22 protein-coding genes are annotated in these 19,884 nt (G+C 35.9%); 6 read left to right on the top strand and 16 right to left on the bottom strand.

What is annotated here, in order from left to right; translation table 11 throughout:
- The 11 genes from ACM66U_RS04745 to ACM66U_RS04695 all read right to left on the bottom strand — a co-directional run.
- The coding region (locus tag ACM66U_RS04745) for a hypothetical protein (protein ID WP_418641264.1) at nucleotides 1-216 on the bottom strand (216 nt) is incomplete at its 3' end.
- Between the two features lie 220 nt (nucleotides 217-436).
- The gene (locus ACM66U_RS04740) at nucleotides 437-1,603 is read right to left on the bottom strand and encodes a sensor histidine kinase (RefSeq protein WP_151900609.1); all 1,167 of its coding nucleotides are present in this window, start codon (nucleotides 1,601-1,603) and stop codon (nucleotides 437-439) included.
- Nucleotides 1,590-2,573: an ATP-binding protein gene (locus ACM66U_RS04735; RefSeq protein WP_151900610.1), complete on the bottom strand. Its 984-nt coding sequence runs from the start codon at nucleotides 2,571-2,573 to the stop codon at nucleotides 1,590-1,592. The genes ACM66U_RS04740 and ACM66U_RS04735 overlap by 14 nt, the downstream gene beginning before the upstream one ends.
- 7 nt (nucleotides 2,574-2,580) lie before the next feature.
- Nucleotides 2,581-3,006: an STAS domain-containing protein gene (locus tag ACM66U_RS04730; RefSeq protein ID WP_151900611.1), complete on the bottom strand. Its 426-nt coding sequence runs from the start codon at nucleotides 3,004-3,006 to the stop codon at nucleotides 2,581-2,583.
- Between the two features lie 9 nt (nucleotides 3,007-3,015).
- A complete protein-coding gene (locus ACM66U_RS04725) occupies nucleotides 3,016-4,695 on the bottom strand; it encodes an EAL domain-containing protein (RefSeq protein WP_418641263.1) in 1,680 nt (559 codons plus the stop codon).
- Between the two features lie 4 nt (nucleotides 4,696-4,699).
- Entirely contained in the window at nucleotides 4,700-5,992 is a 1,293-nt protein-coding gene (locus tag ACM66U_RS04720) for a methyl-accepting chemotaxis protein (protein WP_346388604.1), read from the bottom strand.
- Nucleotides 5,964-6,449 (bottom strand): PAS domain-containing protein, encoded by a 486-nt coding sequence (locus tag ACM66U_RS04715; protein ID WP_346388603.1) that lies wholly within the window; start codon nucleotides 6,447-6,449, stop codon nucleotides 5,964-5,966. Before ACM66U_RS04715 ends, ACM66U_RS04720 begins: the two co-directional genes overlap by 29 nt.
- A gap of 67 nt (nucleotides 6,450-6,516) precedes the next feature.
- A complete protein-coding gene (locus ACM66U_RS04710; RefSeq protein WP_346388602.1) occupies nucleotides 6,517-7,221 on the bottom strand; it encodes a response regulator transcription factor in 705 nt (234 codons plus the stop codon).
- Nucleotides 7,222-7,495: 274 nt separating this feature from the next.
- On the bottom strand, nucleotides 7,496-8,824 hold the full coding sequence (locus tag ACM66U_RS04705; RefSeq protein WP_346388601.1) for a sodium ion-translocating decarboxylase subunit beta: 1,329 nt from the start codon (nucleotides 8,822-8,824) through the stop codon (nucleotides 7,496-7,498).
- 4 nt (nucleotides 8,825-8,828) lie between these two features.
- Nucleotides 8,829-10,640 carry a biotin/lipoyl-containing protein gene (locus ACM66U_RS04700; RefSeq protein WP_418641262.1) on the bottom strand — a complete coding sequence of 604 codons (1,812 nt, stop codon included), beginning with the start codon at nucleotides 10,638-10,640 and terminating at the stop codon, nucleotides 8,829-8,831.
- An 8-nt stretch (nucleotides 10,641-10,648) separates the two neighbouring features.
- A complete protein-coding gene (locus ACM66U_RS04695; protein WP_151900618.1) occupies nucleotides 10,649-10,891 on the bottom strand; it encodes an OadG family protein in 243 nt (80 codons plus the stop codon).
- Between the two features lie 195 nt (nucleotides 10,892-11,086).
- Here ACM66U_RS04695 and ACM66U_RS04690 point away from each other — a divergent pair, with 195 nt between their 5' ends.
- Nucleotides 11,087-11,392 carry a hypothetical protein gene (locus ACM66U_RS04690; RefSeq protein WP_151900619.1) on the top strand — a complete coding sequence of 102 codons (306 nt, stop codon included), beginning with the start codon at nucleotides 11,087-11,089 and terminating at the stop codon, nucleotides 11,390-11,392.
- 9 nt (nucleotides 11,393-11,401) lie between these two features.
- Nucleotides 11,402-11,572 (top strand): hypothetical protein, encoded by a 171-nt coding sequence (locus ACM66U_RS04685; protein WP_188109962.1) that lies wholly within the window; start codon nucleotides 11,402-11,404, stop codon nucleotides 11,570-11,572.
- 22 nt (nucleotides 11,573-11,594) lie between these two features.
- Here the strand turns inward: ACM66U_RS04685 and ACM66U_RS04680 are convergent, their stop codons facing one another.
- The gene (locus ACM66U_RS04680) at nucleotides 11,595-12,104 is read right to left on the bottom strand and encodes a hypothetical protein (protein ID WP_230973239.1); all 510 of its coding nucleotides are present in this window, start codon (nucleotides 12,102-12,104) and stop codon (nucleotides 11,595-11,597) included.
- A 98-nt stretch (nucleotides 12,105-12,202) separates the two neighbouring features.
- On the bottom strand, nucleotides 12,203-14,095 hold the full coding sequence (gene htpG / locus ACM66U_RS04675) for a molecular chaperone HtpG (protein WP_346388600.1): 1,893 nt from the start codon (nucleotides 14,093-14,095) through the stop codon (nucleotides 12,203-12,205).
- Between the two features lie 127 nt (nucleotides 14,096-14,222).
- Between htpG and ACM66U_RS04670 the strand changes: the two genes are divergently transcribed.
- Complete coding sequence (locus ACM66U_RS04670; RefSeq protein WP_151900622.1) at nucleotides 14,223-14,534, top strand: hypothetical protein; 312 nt, start codon at nucleotides 14,223-14,225, stop codon at nucleotides 14,532-14,534.
- 7 nt (nucleotides 14,535-14,541) lie between these two features.
- Here the strand turns inward: ACM66U_RS04670 and ACM66U_RS04665 are convergent, their stop codons facing one another.
- Both ACM66U_RS04665 and ACM66U_RS04660 read right to left on the bottom strand, forming a co-directional pair.
- The gene (locus ACM66U_RS04665) at nucleotides 14,542-14,988 is read right to left on the bottom strand and encodes a hypothetical protein (RefSeq protein ID WP_418641261.1); all 447 of its coding nucleotides are present in this window, start codon (nucleotides 14,986-14,988) and stop codon (nucleotides 14,542-14,544) included.
- A 37-nt stretch (nucleotides 14,989-15,025) separates the two neighbouring features.
- Nucleotides 15,026-15,478 (bottom strand): hypothetical protein, encoded by a 453-nt coding sequence (locus ACM66U_RS04660; protein ID WP_418641260.1) that lies wholly within the window; start codon nucleotides 15,476-15,478, stop codon nucleotides 15,026-15,028.
- Nucleotides 15,479-15,579: 101 nt separating this feature from the next.
- On the opposite strand from ACM66U_RS04660, the gene ACM66U_RS04655 reads away from it, so the two are divergent.
- Genes ACM66U_RS04655 through ACM66U_RS04645 form a run of 3 tightly spaced genes read left to right on the top strand, consistent with a single transcriptional unit; the run spans nucleotide 15,580 to nucleotide 18,377 of the window.
- Entirely contained in the window at nucleotides 15,580-17,529 is a 1,950-nt protein-coding gene (locus ACM66U_RS04655; RefSeq protein WP_418641259.1) for an ABC-F family ATP-binding cassette domain-containing protein, read from the top strand.
- On the top strand, nucleotides 17,522-18,019 hold the full coding sequence (gene queF / locus ACM66U_RS04650; protein WP_418641258.1) for a preQ(1) synthase: 498 nt from the start codon (nucleotides 17,522-17,524) through the stop codon (nucleotides 18,017-18,019). The genes ACM66U_RS04655 and queF overlap by 8 nt, the downstream gene beginning before the upstream one ends.
- Nucleotide 18,020: 1 nt before the next feature.
- Nucleotides 18,021-18,377 (top strand): hypothetical protein, encoded by a 357-nt coding sequence (locus ACM66U_RS04645; RefSeq protein ID WP_346388595.1) that lies wholly within the window; start codon nucleotides 18,021-18,023, stop codon nucleotides 18,375-18,377.
- A gap of 84 nt (nucleotides 18,378-18,461) precedes the next feature.
- Here the strand turns inward: ACM66U_RS04645 and ACM66U_RS04640 are convergent, their stop codons facing one another.
- Nucleotides 18,462-19,814 carry a class II 3-deoxy-7-phosphoheptulonate synthase gene (locus ACM66U_RS04640; protein WP_188110072.1) on the bottom strand — a complete coding sequence of 451 codons (1,353 nt, stop codon included), beginning with the start codon at nucleotides 19,812-19,814 and terminating at the stop codon, nucleotides 18,462-18,464.
- Nucleotides 19,815-19,884: the final 70 nt, after the last annotated feature.

The following is a 19,884-nucleotide window of genomic DNA, read 5'->3' as shown; positions in this document are numbered from 1 at the left end:
CAAAAACTTTAACTTTTTATCTTCTTGTTCTATGTTGTCAAACAGTGTGGGCTCTAACTCTTTTATTCTCTCTTTGCCTTTTTTTAAAAGTTCCTCTATCTCATCTGAATCTTTTGAACAGCCTATGCTCTCAATTACTTTTGATCTTCCTTTTACTTTTTTTATTATTTGGATACTGACAGAACCACTTGAGTTTTTCTTTTTTCTAACATACATAAAGGTATTATAAAAAACTTTCTCTTAAAGTTTGTGCCACCCATTTTTGAAATATGATACCCCTATTTTAGGGCTTTACAGAGGATGTTTCTCTGTTTTTCTTGAATTCGTGGAATTCAGGAAGATTTAGGCGCAAGCGGTTTTATAGATAAAACAAAAAGTCATAATGTCATCCCTTTGATTGTTTCGGTAATGGAATCATAAAAACAGTACAAGTTTTTCAGTTAGTCTTTTCTCTTAAATCTAGCATAAAACAAACTCCATCATCCCTGTTTTTAACAGTAAGTTTTCCGTTGTGATGTTCTTCAACAATTATTTTAGACATATAGAGTCCAAGTCCTGTACCATTTTTTTCACTCTTAGTAGAAAAATAAGGGTCAAAAATATTTTGTAGGATATTTTCTGAAATTCCCCCTCCATTATCACAGATTGAGAGTACTTTATTATTAACTGTTATATCAATACAAGGGTTTGAAATATTTTTTTCCCGAAAATTATCCTGTGCATTTTTTAAAATATTTAGAATAACCTGCATAATTTCGCTGTCATACATTTTTATTTTTTCTAAACGAATATAATTAAAAGTCACTTGAATATTATTATTTTTCAAAGATGCAAGAATGATATTTAATGATTTATCAATAACTTCTTCAAACGTGCATAAAATTGACTGCTTGTTTGGTTTATAAAAATTTCTGAAATCATCAATGGTATTTGTCAGGTTTTGAACAAGATTTTCAATAACATTTAGCTGTTGTAAAAAATAATTTTGACACGCTTCCTGCTCTTGTAAATTATTCAGATTATAAGATTCCAGCTCTATTTTCATAGATAAGTTAACAGATGTACTGGCAATGGCACCAAGAGGCTGTCTCCACTGATGTGCAATCATTGAGATCATCTCTCCCATTTGTGCCAAACGGGATTGTTGTTGGAGTTGCTGATCCTGTTTTCTGTTTTTCGCTACTTCTTGTTGAATCCGCTCTTCGAGTGTTTTGTTTAACTCTCTGAGTTTCTTCTCCTGCTGGACCCTTTGTGTAATATCTTCTATAATAAAAATCGTCCCGTCAAGCATCGCTCTCATTTTTATATTCAAAATTTTGTCTTTAAAAGAAAACTGTTCTATATCAACGCTTAGTTGATTTTTCTGAATCATTTTCTCCACATAGATATCAATAATTTCCGGAACCTCAAAAAAAAGTTTTTTGTAATCTTTATCTATATAATTATGTAAATTTTCTTCGTTGATTTCTAAAATTTCTAATATATTACTGTTGAGCATACTAATTTCTGAATTTTCTGAAACAGTAAGAATCCCGTAGGGAATATTTGTAATGATGCCACTTAAATATTGATGCAGGGCGAGGGACTGCTTAGTTTCTGACATTGTTCTCTTCCCTCTTTACAGCTATTATCGTTGAAGCATCATCAAGATTATATTTATTGAAAATATCTGTTGCCAACTCTAAAGTTGATAAATTACAGACCTCTTTATTTAAAAAATCATTATACTCAATACCGTCACTTGCCAGTACAATACAAAACTGCTCAGGAAGCAACTCTTGTTGTACTGATAAATCTTCAGGCAATTTCAGGCAGGAAGCTTGCGTATATGCTTGAAATTTCATCTCAGGATAAGAGAGAATAAAACCATTTCCCAAAATCAGATATTCAAGTTTATCAGGCAACAAACGCAACAGCACAAGAGTGATATCTTCAAAAGCATCATTATTCGAAAGCATAAGGTTGATATACCTTACAATGTCTTTTAAGGGCAACCGGTACTCTTCCAACAGAAGTCCTTTTACACTTTGTACGGTTTTATATGCCGACAGATCATCTCCTTTGCCTTCAATAATAGCAAATAAACTTTTATCTCCATCATAATGTTTAATAAAATATGCATCACTGTTAAACTGACTTGCCTCTTTTTTTACAGAAACTGGAGAGTATTCATATGTAGGTTCATCAATATATTTTCTAAGAATAATTGATGTTCCGCTTGTATCACTTTTTTCAATCAAAAACTCATCAACCGATCTTTTTGCAGCACCAAGCCCAAATCCCAGACTGTCTTTTGCAGAAGAGTTACCATCTTGTAAGGAGTGTTGAATATTTTTTATACCTTTGCCTTTGTCTTCAATATAAACTTCCAGCCCTTTGTTGTTTTGTGTATATCTGCAACTTACTTTGACATCCTTTGCATAGCGAATACTATTAATAACAATCTCTGTAACTGCAATTGAAAACATGCCTGCATCAAACCGGGAAAAACCAAACTCTTTCGCTATTTCGTTTATTTGTCTTGCACACTGATAGGCTTCAATCTCATCTAAAATATGGAAAACAAGTGACATAATACAACTATTTTTCTGTTTTTATAAGTTCATACCCTGTAACTTTAAAACTCACAAGCAGTGCATCTTGCAAATTTCTGATTATCTGTATTCCGCTAAACTGAATATCTGTTTTTACCATCTTCTCTGCCAACTCTGCTTTAATACCGCATATAATAGGTTCAATACCCATCAGTTTAAGTATATTTCCCAATCTGTTTATATATCCGGCAACTGCTGTATCAATTGCATCAACATTGTATAAATCTAATATTACGCATACAATTTTGTCTGATTCACTGATTTTGGTTATTTTTTTTGAGACATCTTCTATACGAGCTGAATCCAACAGTCCAAATAAGCTTACATAAATACACTCATCTGTTAATTTGTTTGCAACCATAGAAGTTTCAAGTCCGATTTGCTTCTTGCTTAGTGCCATTTTTTTATCCATTTTTTTCTCCTAAATTATTTTTTCATTTGGTTCATAAAAATAAAAACCTTGATAATCATCCACCTGAAAAGATTTTAATATTTCAAAAATCTTTTTAGAGTGTACAAATTCAGCAATTACTTTTATATTGAGTTTATGAGAAAACTCCACTATCGCTTCTACAAGAATAAAAGATTTTTCATTTTTGTCAATATCTTTTATAAGCGAACCATCTATTTTAATATAGTCTGGTGCTATGTTTAAAATATTTTCAAAATTTGAAAATCCGCTGCCAAAATCATCAATGGCAAATTTTACACCATATTTCCTAAAACGATTAATAAATATTTTTATATCATCAAAATTTTCCATACTCTGACTCTCAGTAATCTCCATAACAACCAATGAACCGACATCAGGATTCTTTCGAATATAATCCTCAATCTCATCGATAAAAAGTTTGTTTTTAATATCATTGACTGTAAAATTAATGCCAATAGGTGTTTGTATCTCTTTTATCTTTTTCAGACTCGTAAATATTACATACGAAGAGAGTTGCGGGTAGAGTCCTGTTTTTATTGCAATATCCAAAAAAAAGTAAGGAGAGATCAGCGTGCCATCCTCATCACGAAGTCGCATGAGTGCTTCATATTTGACTACTTTTTCTTCCTGATTGACGATACCTTGGTAAACTGTAACAATATCATTATTCTCAATTGCATTTTTAATCTTGTCTTTCCAGATAAGAATATCCTGTTTTGCAGATCGGTTATCAATAGTATTGGAATACATCATATACTGTTTTTTATGTTTTTTAGCATACTCCAATGCAATTGTTGCATATTCGTACGAATTATATTGTGAAGTTGATATACCTACAGTAACTTCTATGGAAATTATGTCCTGCTCAGTTACAACCCGAAAAGATGCAAACTCTCTGAAGAAGTCTTGTAGAAAAATTTCATATTTTTCAAAGTCAATATATTCACAGTCATCCAAAACAACAAACTCATCTGCAGAAATTCTATAGGTTTTATAGTTTTTACCTGCAGTAAAATGTTGTAAAAAATGAGCAAACTCTTGTAATACAAAAGAACCTGTCTCTGCGCCATAAATTTCATTAATAGATTTAAATCCATTGATATCTATAATAAAAATAATTGGTACCGTAATTTTTTTTAAATCTTCAAACAAAGCATAGCGGTTGCACAAACCGGTTAAATCATCAAAATATAGCTTATGCCTCAACTCCTGCGTTTGTTTTTTAATTTCTCTTTCAAGGTGTTCTTGATAATTTTTAGCAAGTGTCTCCAGGTGAATCTTTTCCAATGCTTTTTTTAAAACTGTAAGAAACTGTTGATAGATAAGCGGTTTTATAATAAATCCGTCAATCCCAAGCTGAATCGCTCGTAAAATATATTCTGCATCATTATAGGCAGATAAAATGAAGATTGGAATTTTTGTATCTTGTTGGCGAATTTGTTCTATCATATCAAGACCATTCATTATAGGCATATTTATATCTGTGATAATTATATGAAATTTTTCATTTTTAAATTTTTCTATTCCCTCCTGACCGTTTGTAACGACTGTAATATGGGTAAAGATATTTTTCAACATCTCAAATGTGCTTGTTCGCGCATCTAAATCATCTTCGACAAAAAGCAAGTGTAGTTCTTTGGCGTAATTTTTCAACTCCTGCAGTGGCACTGTTTTACTCCTCTATCATTAAATCAAGTAAATTAAAAAGCTCATTACTTGCATTTTCCATAACAGTAAAGTTTTTGATAATTTCTTCTGTGTTTTCAGGGAAAAGAGCTGTTTTACTCTCGGCAAACTTCATGTTTTTTATGGCAGAGTCATGAACTGCTTTGTGGTGGGCATCAAGTTTGTTATACACTTTTGTTTTGCCAAACTGCTTTTTACCGTCATTAAGATACCATTTTCCAAAACGGCATGAAAGATGATCTGCTAACGGTTCCGAAATATTCTGACTTAAGAGTGTCGAATATGCTTTTGATTTAAAGACTATATGATCAATTTTTGCAACGGATACAAGGAAAATATTGTTAATATGATTTGCATTATCGGCAGTTTCTTTTGCTGATTTGTTAAAACTTTTCAGTGTCGTATATAAACTCTCCAGATATTTTTGAGACTCTTTTGCTAATTCATACATTGTCTCAGACTCTTCCGATATTTCATTGGTTTCTTGTTTTAGAGTTGAAATAGTCATAGATATCTCTGTCGTAGCTTTTTGTGTTCTTTCTGCCAGTTTTCTTACTTCATCGGCAACAACGGCAAAACCTCTGCCGTGTTCACCGGCACGTGCGGCTTCTATCGCAGCATTGAGCGCAAGCAGGTTTGTCTGTTCTGCTATATCTTGAATCAATTCAACAATGGTAGAAATTTCTAATGACTGTTGATTGAGGGCATCAATCCCTTTTACTGTTTCAGTTATGCTTTCGTCAAGTTTTTCAAAATTATTTTGAACAGATTCTATCGATTGGATACTGTCCTGCGATGCTTTGCTGGTATCTTTTGATGTTTGTAAAATTGTCTTGGATATCTCATTACCAAACTCTATATCTTTTTTCACCTGTAAAACACCGCCAACACTGCCGCCTCCGATTTCATTAAATTTTTTCGAAAGATTTCCCTGTGTTTTTAACTGTATTCCTGACTTAATACCCTCTAATGATTTATTAATCGGCTCAACTGAACGGGCGAATATACCTTTAAATCCATCTTGAAACATCACTATACTGTTATCACCATTGGTTGCAAGTTTTATAGCAGTTTCACTGTCACGCATGAATGCCTCAACCTGGTCTAATAAATTATTGTAATTCCATGCCATATTATAGTATTTGGAATCTTCCGGAATATTGGTAACTCTTTTTTCAAGGTTGCCGTTTGCCGCGTCTGCCATGACACTGTTTACCTGATCCAGTAGTGCTTCATCACTTTTTCTTTTTTTATTTTTGAAGATTGAGAATAAATTCATCGTAGCTTTTCCCTTCTTGTTGTAATTGTTTTTCCAATATTTTCAATGAAGCACTTATGCCACCACTCGCTTCAGCTTGACGTAACTCTCTATAGAGTTTTTCAATTATATGTACACCTCTTGCAGAGGGAGCTCTTCTAACCGAATAGTAGCCTACAATATTTCCATGGACATCTAAAGATGCAGTAACATTTGCAAAAACCCAATAATAATCTCCGTTCTTTGTAAGGTTTTTCACATAAGCATTGATATACTTTTTGACTTGAATACGATCCCACAAAAGTTTAAAAATGACACGCGGCATATCGGGATGACGCAAAATATTATGCGGGGCATTGAGTAACTCTTTTTCTGAATAACCCGATATTGAGATAAAATATAAATTACCATAAGTAATCCGCCCCTTCGTATCTGTTTTTGAGACAATAAGCTCATCTTGCTTCATTTGTATTTCCATAAAATATCCTAGTAAAATTCTATTAGAAAAATTATATTATTTAGAAGTGTCAAGAAGGTGTCAAAAACTAGATACTCAGAGAATAACCTAAATCTTTGTGTGTTTGTATTAAGGATGAAGGGATTTTTTTTCTAAGGCGCTTAATAAAGCTTTTTATAGAATCTTCCGAAAACTCTTTCGTGTCTTCAAAAAGATAAAGGTGTAGATCAATAGCAGAAAAAACAGTATTAGGATAGCTTAAAAACAGATCTAAAAGTTTAGTTTCATTGGCACTCAATATAATTTCTTTCCCTTCCAAAAAAAGTTTTTTCAACTCTCTATTCCATAAAAATCCATCTTGAAAGGGGAGAATTGTTTCATATTCCTCTTTATAAAAAAGAGATACAGTCGTTAAAATATTCAACAGTTCTTGACGCTTAATAGGTTTTTGCAAAAACCCTATAACAGCTCCAGTATTAATAAGTTCAATAAAATAGCTTGTTTCATTATAAGCAGATATAACGATAAATTTTTGTTCTATATTTATAGATAATATTTCTTTTGTAAGTTCTATGCCGTTTAAGTGTGGCATCAAAATATCTGTAATTACAAGATCGATATTCGCAAGATTGTTCTTATATGCCGCTAAAGCTTCCCTCCCGTCAGATGCAGTATATACATGAGAGAAAAAATTTTTCAATAAAGCAGTTGTACTTTTTCTCATCTCCAGGTCATCTTCCGCATATAAAACAGTAAGTTTTTTTGTTGTAGATAATAATTCTGTATTTGTCACCTGTTCGCCTGATTTAATTAGTTACAATTTATTATATTTTTATTCTATATAGTGAATATTCAAAAATGTAATTGTTCGATACAATTATGCGAATATTATTTGATATGTCAGCCAAACTTCATACTTATGCATAAATATTTTCAGCTGTTGTTTCAAGTTGTAACAGCAGTATTGGGGTTTAAGATAGTAGAAATTAAGAAGGAAGTGTATTCATAGTGCGGGAAGAGGAGATAACGACGCAATTGCGCCGCTATTTGAATTTCGTGCCGATTAATTACTGAAAAAGTGAAATAAGCACACCAGCTGCTACTGCTGAACCGATAACTCCTGCCACATTCGGACCCATTGCATGCATTAAAAGCATGTTTGTACGGTCATATTCCATACCGACCTTATTTGATACACGTGCCGCCATCGGAACGGCAGAAACACCTGCTGAACCGATTAACGGATTGATTTTGTGTCCAGGGAAAAGGTTCATAAACTTCGCCATCAATACACCTGCTGCAGTTCCTACAGAAAATGCAATAATTCCTAAAACCATAATAAACAAAGTTTCAGGTACAAGGAACTGATCAGCTGCAAGCTTCGAACCGACACCAAGTCCCAAGAAAATAGTTGTAATATTGATAAGGGCATTTTGTAATGTATCATTCAAACGTTCAACAACACCTGATTCTTTTAAGAAATTACCGAACATAAATGCACCGATAAGCGGTGTAGATTCCGGTAAAACCAAAATTGCCAGCATCAAAACAAGAATCGGGAAAACAAGTTTTTCCAAACGGGAAACATGACGAAGTGTCGTCATCTTGATCTTTCTCTCTTTTTCGCTTGTCAGTGCTTTCATAATAGGAGGCTGAATAATAGGCACCATCGCCATATAACTGTATGATGCAACCGCAATAGCTCCCAAAAGTTCCGGTGCAAGTTTCGTTGCGATAAAGATGGATGTAGGACCATCCGCCCCGCCGATAATCGAAATTGCAGAAGCCTGTTGCAATGTAAAATCAACAAAGCCGTAATGTGCAAGCGCAACAGCACCCACAAGTGTTCCAAAAATACCAAACTGAGCCGCTCCGCCAAGCAGTGCTGTTTTAGGGTTTGACAACAGTGGACCAAAATCAGTCATTGCCCCGACACCCATAAAAATGATAATAGGAAAAAGCTCATTTGAAAGTCCCATATTGTAAATTACACCAAGGAAACCATGCTCTCCTGCAATACCGGCTATAGGAATATTTGCCAGCAGTCCGCCAAAGGCAATTGGCAAGAGTAACAATGGTTCAAACCCTTTTGCAATTCCAAGATAAAAAAGCAAAAAGACGATAAGAATCATAATCACACGGCCCAGACCTTTATGAAAATCACTCATTTTTTGCCCTGTTGCACTCATCTCATCATCTCTTGGACTTACAAGAGCGACAATTCCTGTTGATTTAAGAAAATTTACTATCATTTCACCCATTGGTTTTGGATGATAGTTTTCTTCTTTATGTGTTGATTGTGCTTCTTGAGCAACTGTTGCATGCTCTGATGCCATTGCATTTGAAAATGCAAAGAGCATTATAAGAGCTAAAAACTTAAGTACAATTTTTTTCATTCGCTTATCCTAATACTGCTACGACTTGACCTTCTACAACTTTATCGTTTGTAGCTACATTAATAGATTTAATAACACCACCGCGAGGCGCCACAACATCTATTTCCATTTTCATAGATTCTAAAATCATGATTACGTCACCTTCGTTAACACTTTGACCCGGATTTGCAACAATTTTCCAAACATTACCCGGAAGAAGTGCTTTGATTTCTACATCATTTCCTGACACAGTAGGTGCTGCCGAAGTTGTTGATGGAGCAGTGCTCTCACCATTGACTGCTGTTACCTGAATATCTGCATCACCCTCTGCTACTTGAACACTAAACTTTTGACCATCCACTACTACTGTATAATTTCCGCTACCCATTGAACTTCCTTCACAATCTTTTTCTGTTTCTTTTTTCATTTCTGATATTTTACGAACGTTTAACTCACCTTCACCTTTAAGGAAAGTGATTCCTTTCTCCTGGCATGCAGCCGCTATAAAAATATTTTCTTCTGTTATTTCTATACCTTCTTCTTTAAGTCTGTTAATCCAGTTCTCTAAAGATTTTGCAGGATCCGCATCTGCCAAATCAAGTGCTTTTTTTGTTGTCGGCTCAAGTTTTAACTGCTCTGAAGCAATTTTAACAATTTCCGGATCCGGTTCAACCGGAGTTTTTCCGAAGTATCCTAAAACCATTTTTCCGTAACCAGGGGCAATGGCTTTCCATGGTCCCTGCATTACATTGTTAAGCGCCTGTTGGAAATAAAACTGAGAAACCGGCGTTACCGATGTACCGTAACCGCCTTTTTCTACTACTTCCTGCATTGCCGCGATAACATCCGGGAATTTATCCATGATGCCGTTGTCGCGCATCATTTGCGTATTTGCAGTCAAAGCACCGCCAGGCATTGGTGAAAATGGAATAATCGGAGAAACCATTGTCGCTTCAGGAGGCATAAAATAATCACTCAGACATGACTGTAACTCTTTCTCATAAGTAAGAATTTTACCAAGTTCAAGTCCGCCAAGGTCATAATTCATTCCCTTTGTTGCATGAAGCATTGTCAAAATATCAGGCTGAGATGTTCCACCGCTTACAGGAGAAGCTGCCATATCTATACCGTCAACACCCGCCTCAAGCGCAGCCATATAAGCAGCTACAGAAACACCGGCAGTCTCATGTGTATGCAGACGTATGTGTGTATCTTCTCCTAAAAGTTTTCTTGCCATTGTAATGGTCTCAAAAACTTTTTGAGGATTTGATGTCCCGCTTGCATCTTTAAAACAGATACTGTCAAACGGAAGACCGCTGTCCAGAATATCACGAAGTGTTTTTTCATAAAACTCGACATTATGAGCACCGTGACATCCCGGTGGCAAGTCCATCATAGTGACAACCGCTTCATGTTTCAAGCCGTGATGTTTGATTCTCTCAGCAGAATACTTCAGGTTTTCCACATCATTGAGTGCATCAAAGTTACGGATTGTCGTTGTTCCGTGTTTTTTAAACATTTTTGCATGCAGGTCTATCAGTTCTTTTGAACCGGTATCCAGCATTACAGTATTTACTCCGCGGGCAAGTGTCTGCAAATTTGCATCCGGACCTACAATTTTACGGAACTTGTCCATCATTTCAAATGCATCTTCTCTCAAATAAAAGTATAATGATTGAAATCTTGCTCCCCCACCAAATTCAAAGTGGTTAATACCTGCCATTTTTGCGGCTTCTACTGCCGGAAAAAAATCTTCCATCAATACACGTCCACCAAATACTGACTGGAAACCATCCCTGAAAGTTGTATCCATTACATCTATAAATTTCTTAGCCATTATAATCCTTAACCTTGTTTATGGTGTGCAATTGCAGCTGTTATTGCTGCAATTATCTTTTTGTTGTCTTGTTGTTGCTGTGTTGCATTCCCAGAAACAGTCTCTTCAGCTGCCTGTGGTTCAGGAAAAAATTTATGTATTATCAATGACATCAGATTGACTGAAAGAATCATTATAATTAAAAATACGAACACTGTTCCCATTCCTAAAAACATAAATTTAACTCCCTCCATAATGAGGTTTGCTTCCATAAAATTACCCTTTATTCATAATTTGTGGGCTTAGTATAGTATAAAGATGTTTAAATAAAGTTGTTGAAAAAACTTTATTTTTAAATTACTGCACAATTGTTACTTTTTGGTGACTTAATTTCATCACTTAAACTAAACACTAATTGTTTTTAGCTAAAATGTTTTTGACAGATAAAATATTAGGATGTTTTTCAGATGATAGCAGGTATGTACGAACAGAACTTCATGGCTTATATAATTTTTGGTCTTATCTTGAATTTTGTATTTTCAATTATGTTTGGAATATATTTAAGTAACAATATCGGCATGAAAGAGATGATAGAATCCAAAGGAGACAAAGAACAGCCATTACTCATACGCTTAAGTCTTTTTATTCCTTATGCAAAAATGCTTGTTACTCTTTACAGAGTTACAATTTTACAGCTCTTTTTTCTCAACAAAGGATATACACATAAAGAGTTTTGGATTTATATGACGAATGAGCAAAAAGAAAACTCCTAAAGGAACAATATGAAAGATTTTAAGCTTAAACTTGTCCTTACTGCTTTAAGCGCAATTGTTTTCTCATTTATATTTATACTTTTGGCATTTGCCTTGCCCATACACAAAAAAGAAGAAAAAATATCCATCAAGCCAAAAGGGAAACTTGAACAGATTTCTCATTCCTTAAAAAACAGATAACTGTGTCAAAGACGCCCTTTATTTATAAAGAACTTTTCACTTCAATAAGCTTGAGTGTATCATAAGCACACTTTGGACTCAGTTTGATGGCGCAAACCTTTAAAGCCTCCAGACAGGCAAGCAAATAGTCCAGGTTGTCTTTTTTCATTAATTCATAAAGAAGTATTTCTGCATCTTTTATGCGTAAATTTCTTGCAACGCCAAGATTTTTATGTGCCAATTCTCTCAATGGGGTGTAATCCAAATTGTCATGATTGTCCTGTGAATCCTGAAGTGCAGCCAAATAACTCTCAAACTGCACAATTGCCTTGATTACCTGAGCAACATAATCATCAACCAGTTGAGAGACCAACTCTGTGTCTAATCCTAATTCGTGTACGGCAATCGAAATATCATACCGGTAACCGTCAATTTTCAAATCACGCAATACCCCTGTTCCCAGTAAAGTGCATACCCGTTTGGCTTCATGCAGCAGTTGATCAACAGATTGTCTGTCCGATGGTTTTAAAAAGAATTTTAATTTTTTTAACATAATCATAAGATATCATATAATTTGTGTGAAACAGATAAAAAAGAAAAATAAAAGAAGAGAGTTTGGAGGAGTGCTACGATTGCACTCATCCAAAAAAGTTATAATGCTTTTGCTATAATTCTGTTGAGTCTCATTGCAAAATCTGCAGTATCATCAAGTTCTCTGCCATCAAAGAGTTTTGCCTGATCAAACAATACATGCGCTGCATCTTCAATCAGATTCTGATCACTCGAATCTTTTAATTTTGCAATCAATTCATGTTTAGGATTGATTTGTAAAATAGGTGCCGGCTCAGGCACTTCACCGCCCTGACCCATCTGTTTCATCATCTGTGCCATCATGTAAGAAGGGTCTTCTTTGTCTGTTTTTAAAGCAACAGGAGATTCTGTCAACTCCGTTGTCACTTCAACTTCTTTTATAGCTTCACCCAGTGTCTCTTTAAACTCTTTTGCAAGGCCTTCAAACTCTTTTTCAAGTTCTTCTTTTGCTTTTTTCTCTTCTTCACTCTCTTCAAATTTCGCATCTGATGCAGGAATAAGTTTATACTCTTTATATTCTGTCACCATCGGGAAAATGATAGTATCTACCTCTTCATTTAAGAGAAGCACATCGATACCGCGTGCCTTGAATTTTTCGAGCACAGGAGAGTGTTTGAGCATGTCAACAGAGCCTTTGTTCGCAAGATAATAAATCTCTTTTTTGTCTTCATCGACATTTTTCACAAACTCTTCGATAGTCGTCATTTCATCAGAATTCAACGTATGGAATTTGAGTAATTCTAAAATCTTTTCTCTGTTGGCAAAATCATTGTAAAGTCCTTCTTTAAGTACATTTCCAAACTCTTTATAGAATGTGTCATATTTTTCAGGCTCTTTTTTCATCATTTTAGCAAGTTCGGAAAGCACTTTTTTCACCGAAGCGTTTTTGATTTTTGCCATCACCGGATTGGACTGTAAAATTTCACGACTTACATTTAACGGTAAATCTTTTGAATCAATCACACCGCGTAAGAAACGTAGGTATGTAGGCATTAACTCTTTGTCATCATCTGTAATAAAGACACGGTTAATATAGAGTTTGATACCAGGCTGATAATCAACTCTGTAAATATCCATCGGTGCCTTGCTTGGGATATAAAAGAGTGTCGTGTACTCTATAGCACCCTCTGCTTTATGATGCATCCATTTTAACGGTTCTTCGTTTGAGTGTGCAAGTGTTTCATAAAAAGCTTTATAGTCTTCATCTTTTAATTCACTTTTGGCAATCGTCCAGAGTGCATTTGCAGAGTTAATTTGTACATTTTCTATTTCAGTGCGTGCAGGCTCTGTCTCTTTGCCCTCATCATCGGTAACAGCCGGAATATGCTTCTCTTTGTCCATAAAAATCGGGAACGGAATATGGTTAGAGTATTTTTTCACAACAGCCTCTATGCGATACTCTTCCAAAAACTCCTCTTCACCCTCTTTTAAATGAAGAATAATTTCTGTTCCGTGTCCCTCTTTTGTTGCTGCTTCTACTTCAAATTCACCGTTTCCGGTACTCGTCCATTTGTAAGCCTGATCTTCTCCTGCTTTTTTCGTAATGACCTCAACGCTGTCAGCCACCATAAATGCAGCATAAAAACCGACACCAAACTGACCAATCAGGTTAGAGTCTACTTTTTGATCCCCTGTCAGATTCTCCAAGAATGCTTTTGTTCCTGATTTTGCAATTGTTCCGAGATTATTCAAAAGATCTACTTCGTTCATACCGATTCCGGTATCTGAAACAGTCAAAGTTTTTTTCTCTTTGTCTCTTTTGATATCTATTCTCGGATCAAACTTTATGCCTTTGTATGCTTCATTTGTTAAAACGAGCATATTCAGTTTGTCAAGTGCATCCGATGCATTGGAAATAAGTTCACGAAGGAAAATCTCCTTGTTGGAATAAAGTGAATGAATCATAAGTTGTAAAATCTGATTTGCTTCTGTTTGAAATTGATGTTTAGCCATAATAGTAATCCTTTTTTAAAATTTGACAGTATTTTACCAAAAAAAGTTAATAGTTGCAAGTTTTATCAATATTCTTTAGTCATTTTAACTCAAGTTTATAATATTTTTATTTTGCTATAATAACTTTATGAAAAATGATTATATAGATTTAATAGAACCTACTCCTGTTCTAAAGACAAAAAAATGTCAAATCATCGCTTTTTTACTAAAATTTTTATTGCAGTTTACTCCTGTATTTACTGCTCTTATCGTCTGGTACATGTATGATTATTTTATAGCAGGCGCTACTTTGTTGATTACATTTATAGTTGTTGGCATTGTAAGAGCTAAAATGAGAAACAGTGTCATCCCTCTTTCTCAAAGAGAATATCACTATAATGATGAAGGGATAGCAAAATGGTTTACGGCAAAAGAATTATGCCCGAAAGAGAAAGATTAAGTACCTATTAAAGCATTGCGCGAATCATAATTGCATAATGCAGAACAAAAAGATTTAAAAAAAATATGAGCAGGGAAGTTCCGCGTGACAAAATGTTTTGTATTTTCGTTCGCTCTTTCCCGTTTGTGCGAAATGCAATAAAAAAATGAACTATTGTTGCCACGATTATAACAGCTACAATTATGAGTTTTTTGCGTAACTCCTGGACTATAATATTATCATCATGGGTCAAAAGCATATGGTACAAACCATTATCTACAATCATCACAGTACCGGTCAACAGTAAAACAACAATGGAAACCAATTCAAAGTAACCGAAAATAGGCCCTATTACCGGATAAACCTGTTGTTGTTTTTCTTTATCAAGCAGTGTAATACCCAAAATAAACATAAATATGGAACCGCCTATCCAGGCAATGGCAGCAATAAGATGAATATGTATAAATAAACCCAAATAAAATCCTTTAAATGAGTCCGTATAATATTATAATTTAAATAACGAAGTCTTGATATACAACAATATTTTTTAAATTATTCTCTAAAGCATCTTCCAATCTGCAAAACAGTTCATATATCATGTTTGCATAATCTTTTGCTTCATATTCTTTAGAGTGAATCGTACTTATATAATAATCATTATTTGAGTTTAGATGCAAGAGATTGTAGTTTATGTTTTCGGCGGCTTTGATATAATGTTCCTCATCCACAGAATCCTGAATGATACAATGAAGTTTATCATTTAAGGTAATAAATTTATCGGTACTTCTTAATCTCTTTTTTAATTCGTTAAAATCTATTGCAATTTTACATTCACAATATATTGCAATGAAGGAAAACTCACTGTCATACCGCTCTTTTCTGTAAAAGAACTCTTGTCCTTCTTCTTTAAGAACTTCCATATACTGATGTTCATTTTTTCTTATTTCTGCTATTACCTGTAACATGATTCTACTCCTATGACATACAAGATTATAATCTATTAAAATAAATAAGCCCTTATTAATGACCAAAATGCTATTATCTCTATTAAAAAGTAAACTATATTATGGCATTAATTGATCTACAAAAAATCAGCAAACACTATTCGGCACAAAAAATTCTCACTGAGGTTGACTTTCATGTGGATGCAGGTGAGCGTATAGTCATCATCGGAAAAAACGGCAGTGGAAAATCCACCTTGATGAAAATACTCAACGGGACACTCATACCTGATGGCGGACGCCGTATCATCAAAAATGATTTGGAAATCAAAATGCTGGATCAGCGTCCGGCATTTGAAGAAGGCCACACTGTCCGTCAGGCAGTTGAAGCAGGTCTTAAAGAGCTCAATGCCGCAAAAGAACGCTACAATGAACTCTCACTGCTTTTAAGTGAAGATTTTGAAAACAAACTGCTTTTGGAAGAGCATGAAAAGCTCTCTCGCTATATTGAACATCATAATGCCTGGAATCTGGATGATAAAATAGAGCGTATCATTGGGCATTTTCAGCTCAAACCTTATGAAAACAAGCCTGTTATGCTCTTAAGCGGAGGCGAACAGCGGCGTGTGGCACTTGCTTCACTCCTTTTGCAAAAACCGGATGTCCTGCTTCTTGATGAACCGACGAACCACCTTGATGTTTATATGGTTGAATTTTTAGAAGAGCTGATTCTCAAAGAGAAATTCACTCTTGTTTTTATCTCGCATGACCGATATTTCATTGACCGAATTGCGACAAAGAGTGTTGAAGTCGAAGACTGCATTTTGCGTGAATACAAGGGCGGATACAATGACTACCTCACACAAAAAGAGGAGTACCTCAGAACCCTGCAAAAGCAGCATGACAATCTGCTGGGCATTCTAAAAAGAGAAAACGAGTGGTTTGCCAGAGGGGTGCGTGCAAGGCTCAAACGAAACGAAGGGCGCAAAGAGCGTTTGATGCAACTGCGCGAAGAGGCGAAAACAAATCCTGCCAAAATCAGAAAAATGTCTGTAGAACTCCAAAGAGAAGCAAAACATTTTAACCGTGACAAAAGCGTCAACAAACAAAAAATGCTTTTTGAAGTCGAAGATCTGTCTCTCAAACTCGGTGACAAAGAGCTGTTACACGGCTTTACAACACGCATACTGCAAAAAGATGTCATCGCCATTGTCGGGCCCAACGGCAGTGGAAAATCAACACTGCTAAAAGCTCTGCTTGGACGCATAGAGCCGACAAGCGGCAAGATAAAACGCGGAGAATTCAAAGTAGGCTATTTTGACCAGCACAGAGAGATGCTTGATGATGACAAAAACCTCATAGAGACTTTTTGTCCGCACGGCGGCGACCGTGTCAATGTACGAGGCAGTGATTTACATGTATACGGCTACCTTAAAAACTTTCTCTTTCCGCGTGAATTTTTAGACAAAAAGATAGGTGTACTCAGCGGCGGCGAGAAAAACCGTGTTGCCCTTGCTCTGCTTTTTACACAGGATGTTGACATCCTCATTTTGGATGAGCCGACCAATGATCTGGATATTCCTACGATTAATATTTTGGAAGAACAGTTGACAAATTTTCCCGGTGCCGTCATTATTGTATCGCATGACAGATACTTTGTCGACAAAATCGCCAAAAAACTCTTTATTTTTAAGCCGGACAAAACCATTGAAGAATCACATCAGCAATACTCCGAGTATCTGGAGATAGAAAAAGAGCTGCAAGAGCTGCACACTATGGAAAAAGAGGCGACAAAAAAAGAGGAAAAACCGCGTTTACATGTAACGCAAAAACCAAAAACACTCAAACTTACTTTTAAAGAAAAAATAGCCCTGGAAAAACTTCCGGCCGAGATAGAAGAACTAGAAGCAAAAATAGAAGAAAAAAACACCTGTTTATCCGATCCGAAATGTTATGAGGAGACAGGTCTGAGCAAACTTGCCAAAGAGTTGGCAGATATGGAAGCGTTGTATGAGCAAAAAGTTGAAGAGCTTTTAACAATTCAGGAAAAAGAAGAAGAGATTAACAATGGATGAACAAGAGTATAAAGAAAAACGCGCCCAAGAGGTCAGCCAACTCGGAGCCGGACATACAGAGTACAAATATGAATATACACCCGAACTTTTAGAAACTTTTGAAAATGTTCATCCTGAAATGGACTACTGGGTGACACTCAATGCAGACGAATTCACATCACTTTGCCCTAAAACAAATCAGCCGGATTTTGGAACACTCATTATCAACTATATTCCTGATGTAAAAATGGTGGAAAGCAAATCACTCAAACTCTATCTTTTTAGTTTTATCAACAGTGGTGAGTTTCATGAAGACGTCGTCAATAAAATAGGCAAAGATTTGGTCGCTTTGATGCAGCCGAAGTATCTTGAAGTTGTAGGTCTGTTTTACCCACGAGGCAATATCAGCATCCATCCGACTTTCAGTTATGCAAAAGAGGAAGACAAATACAAAGAACTGGAAAAACACAGATTTTTAAACAGAAATCTCAATCCGCAAAGAGTAGGATAATATGCAATTAACACCTTTACATGTAAAAGAAAATACAGGCATACAGTATATGTCTCGTGAACTTCTGTTTCTGGCACACAGCGGACAGCCTTACAGAGGAACTGTTTACATCAACTTTACCAGCAGTGGTGAGACCTTTGATTTACGTGATTTTAAAAAATACCTGACCTCACTCAGAGACAAAAAGTTTACTGCCGAAGATATTGCTTTTGAAATCTATGAGACGATTACACAAAGTATACAGACAAAAAATCTTGGTGTAGTAGTTGATTTGAGCGCACGCGGAGGTTTGCAACAGAGACTCTGTTACGGAGCAGACTTTATACCTGTAAAAAAAGAAAATATCTTTCAGGTATGATAAAAAAGACGCACAGCCCAGACTGCAGTGAGTCTTCGAAATCGGCACTTCCGTGCCGACTGTTCCAACTTAGGGAAAAGCTCCTTATTTATTCGCATCCTGTAAAGAATCAGCGATTAAAAATGCCAACTCTAATGACTGATCAGCATTGAGACGCGGGTCACAGTGTGTATGATAACGAGAACTTAAATCCTCTTCTGTTACAGTAAATGAACCGCCGATACACTCCGTAACATTTTTTCCTGTCATCTCCAAATGAACTCCGCCGGCAAATGTACCCTCAGCCTTATGTACCTGAAAGAACTGCTTCATCTCGGTTAATATAGCATCAACAGGACGTGTTTTATAGTTGTTGGATGATTTTATAGTATTTCCGTGCATTGGGTCACATGACCAGACAACGTTGAGTCCCTCTCTCTCAACAGCACGAATCAATGCAGGCATATGCTCGCCGACTTTGTTCGCACCCATTCTCACAATGATATTGAGACGCCCTGCTTCATTTTCAGGATTTACCGCCTGAGCCAACCGTACCAGATCATCCGGGTTCATAGTAGGTCCCGCTTTAATGCCTATAGGGTTTTTAATGCCTTTCATATACTCAACATGCGCACCGTCAAGCTGGCGTGTTCTATCCCCTATCCATACCATGTGTGCTGCAGTATTATACCAGTCACCGGTAAGAGAATCCTGTCTTGTAAAAGCCTCTTCATACGGTAAAAGCAGTGCTTCATGGGAAGTAAAAAAATCTGTTTCACGCAATGTTCTGTATGTTTTAGAAGTAACACCACAGGCTTCCATAAACTTTAATGATTTTTCTATATCCTCTGCCAATGCTTCGTATTTCTCACCCACTTCACTTTTATGGGCAAAATCCAGGTTCCACTTACTGACCTGGTGCAAGTCAGCCAATCCGCCTGATGCAAAAGCACGGAGCAGATTTTGTGTAGCCGTTGCCTGGTTATAGGCTCTTATCATACGTTCCGGATCCGGTGTACGTGACTTTTCGTCAAAGTCTATACCGTTAATAATATCCCCACGGTAAGAGTCAAGAGTAATATCCCCTTTTGTTTCCGTATCTGAGGAACGCGGTTTTGCAAACTGACCGCCGAGACGTCCTACTTTTACAACAGGAAGTCCGCCGGCATAGGTCATAACAACCGCCATTTGCATCAAGGCTTTAAAAGTATCGCGAATATTATCTGCATGAAATTCACTGAAACTCTCGGCACAGTCACCGCCTTGCAGTAAAAAAGCCTTTCCCTGTGACACATTGGCCAACTGTTCTTTCAATGAACGTGCTTCTCCTGCAAATACCAATGGCGGGTAGCTTTTCAACTCTTTTAAAACAGCTTCAAGTTTTGCTTTATCAGGATATGTCGGTTGTTGTAATATCGGTTTTTCTCTCCAGCTAGACGGGCTCCAAGTGCTCATTATCAGACCTTATATATTATTGTTTTTGGAATTTTATCAAAAAATAGCTAAAATTGCTATGAGAAAAGCTTTT

Origin of the sequence: Sulfurimonas sp. ST-27, assembly GCF_048081595.1 — a bacterium.
Taxonomy (GTDB): domain Bacteria; phylum Campylobacterota; class Campylobacteria; order Campylobacterales; family Sulfurimonadaceae; genus Sulfurimonas; species Sulfurimonas hydrogeniphila.
The sequence above is the reverse complement of the archived record's forward strand: the minus strand, read 5'-3'. Positions and strand labels throughout refer to the sequence as shown.

Bases quoted from the DNA above. Each gene is read 5' to 3' on its own strand.
- ACM66U_RS04715 (WP_346388603.1), bottom strand. From the start codon at position 6,449: ATGGAAATACAAATGAAGCAAGATGAGCTTATTGTCTCAAAAACAGAT.
- ACM66U_RS04740 (WP_151900609.1), bottom strand. From the start codon at position 1,603: ATGTCAGAAACTAAGCAGTCCCTCGCCCTGCATCAATATTTAAGTGGC.
- ACM66U_RS04730 (WP_151900611.1), bottom strand. From the start codon at position 3,006: ATGGATAAAAAAATGGCACTAAGCAAGAAGCAAATCGGACTTGAAACT.
- ACM66U_RS04670 (WP_151900622.1), top strand. From the start codon at position 14,223: ATGAAAAATGATTATATAGATTTAATAGAACCTACTCCTGTTCTAAAG.
- ACM66U_RS04720 (WP_346388604.1), bottom strand. From the start codon at position 5,992: ATGAATTTATTCTCAATCTTCAAAAATAAAAAAAGAAAAAGTGATGAA.
- ACM66U_RS04700 (WP_418641262.1), bottom strand. From the start codon at position 10,640: ATGGCTAAGAAATTTATAGATGTAATGGATACAACTTTCAGGGATGGT.
- ACM66U_RS04690 (WP_151900619.1), top strand. From the start codon at position 11,087: ATGATAGCAGGTATGTACGAACAGAACTTCATGGCTTATATAATTTTT.
- ACM66U_RS04695 (WP_151900618.1), bottom strand. From the start codon at position 10,891: ATGGAAGCAAACCTCATTATGGAGGGAGTTAAATTTATGTTTTTAGGA.
- ACM66U_RS04685 (WP_188109962.1), top strand. From the start codon at position 11,402: ATGAAAGATTTTAAGCTTAAACTTGTCCTTACTGCTTTAAGCGCAATT.
- ACM66U_RS04705 (WP_346388601.1), bottom strand. From the start codon at position 8,824: ATGAAAAAAATTGTACTTAAGTTTTTAGCTCTTATAATGCTCTTTGCA.
- ACM66U_RS04680 (WP_230973239.1), bottom strand. From the start codon at position 12,104: ATGTTAAAAAAATTAAAATTCTTTTTAAAACCATCGGACAGACAATCT.
- ACM66U_RS04645 (WP_346388595.1), top strand. From the start codon at position 18,021: ATGCAATTAACACCTTTACATGTAAAAGAAAATACAGGCATACAGTAT.
- ACM66U_RS04660 (WP_418641260.1), bottom strand. From the start codon at position 15,478: ATGTTACAGGTAATAGCAGAAATAAGAAAAAATGAACATCAGTATATG.
- htpG (WP_346388600.1), bottom strand. From the start codon at position 14,095: ATGGCTAAACATCAATTTCAAACAGAAGCAAATCAGATTTTACAACTT.
- queF (WP_418641258.1), top strand. From the start codon at position 17,522: ATGGATGAACAAGAGTATAAAGAAAAACGCGCCCAAGAGGTCAGCCAA.
- ACM66U_RS04735 (WP_151900610.1), bottom strand. From the start codon at position 2,573: ATGTCACTTGTTTTCCATATTTTAGATGAGATTGAAGCCTATCAGTGT.
- ACM66U_RS04655 (WP_418641259.1), top strand. From the start codon at position 15,580: ATGGCATTAATTGATCTACAAAAAATCAGCAAACACTATTCGGCACAA.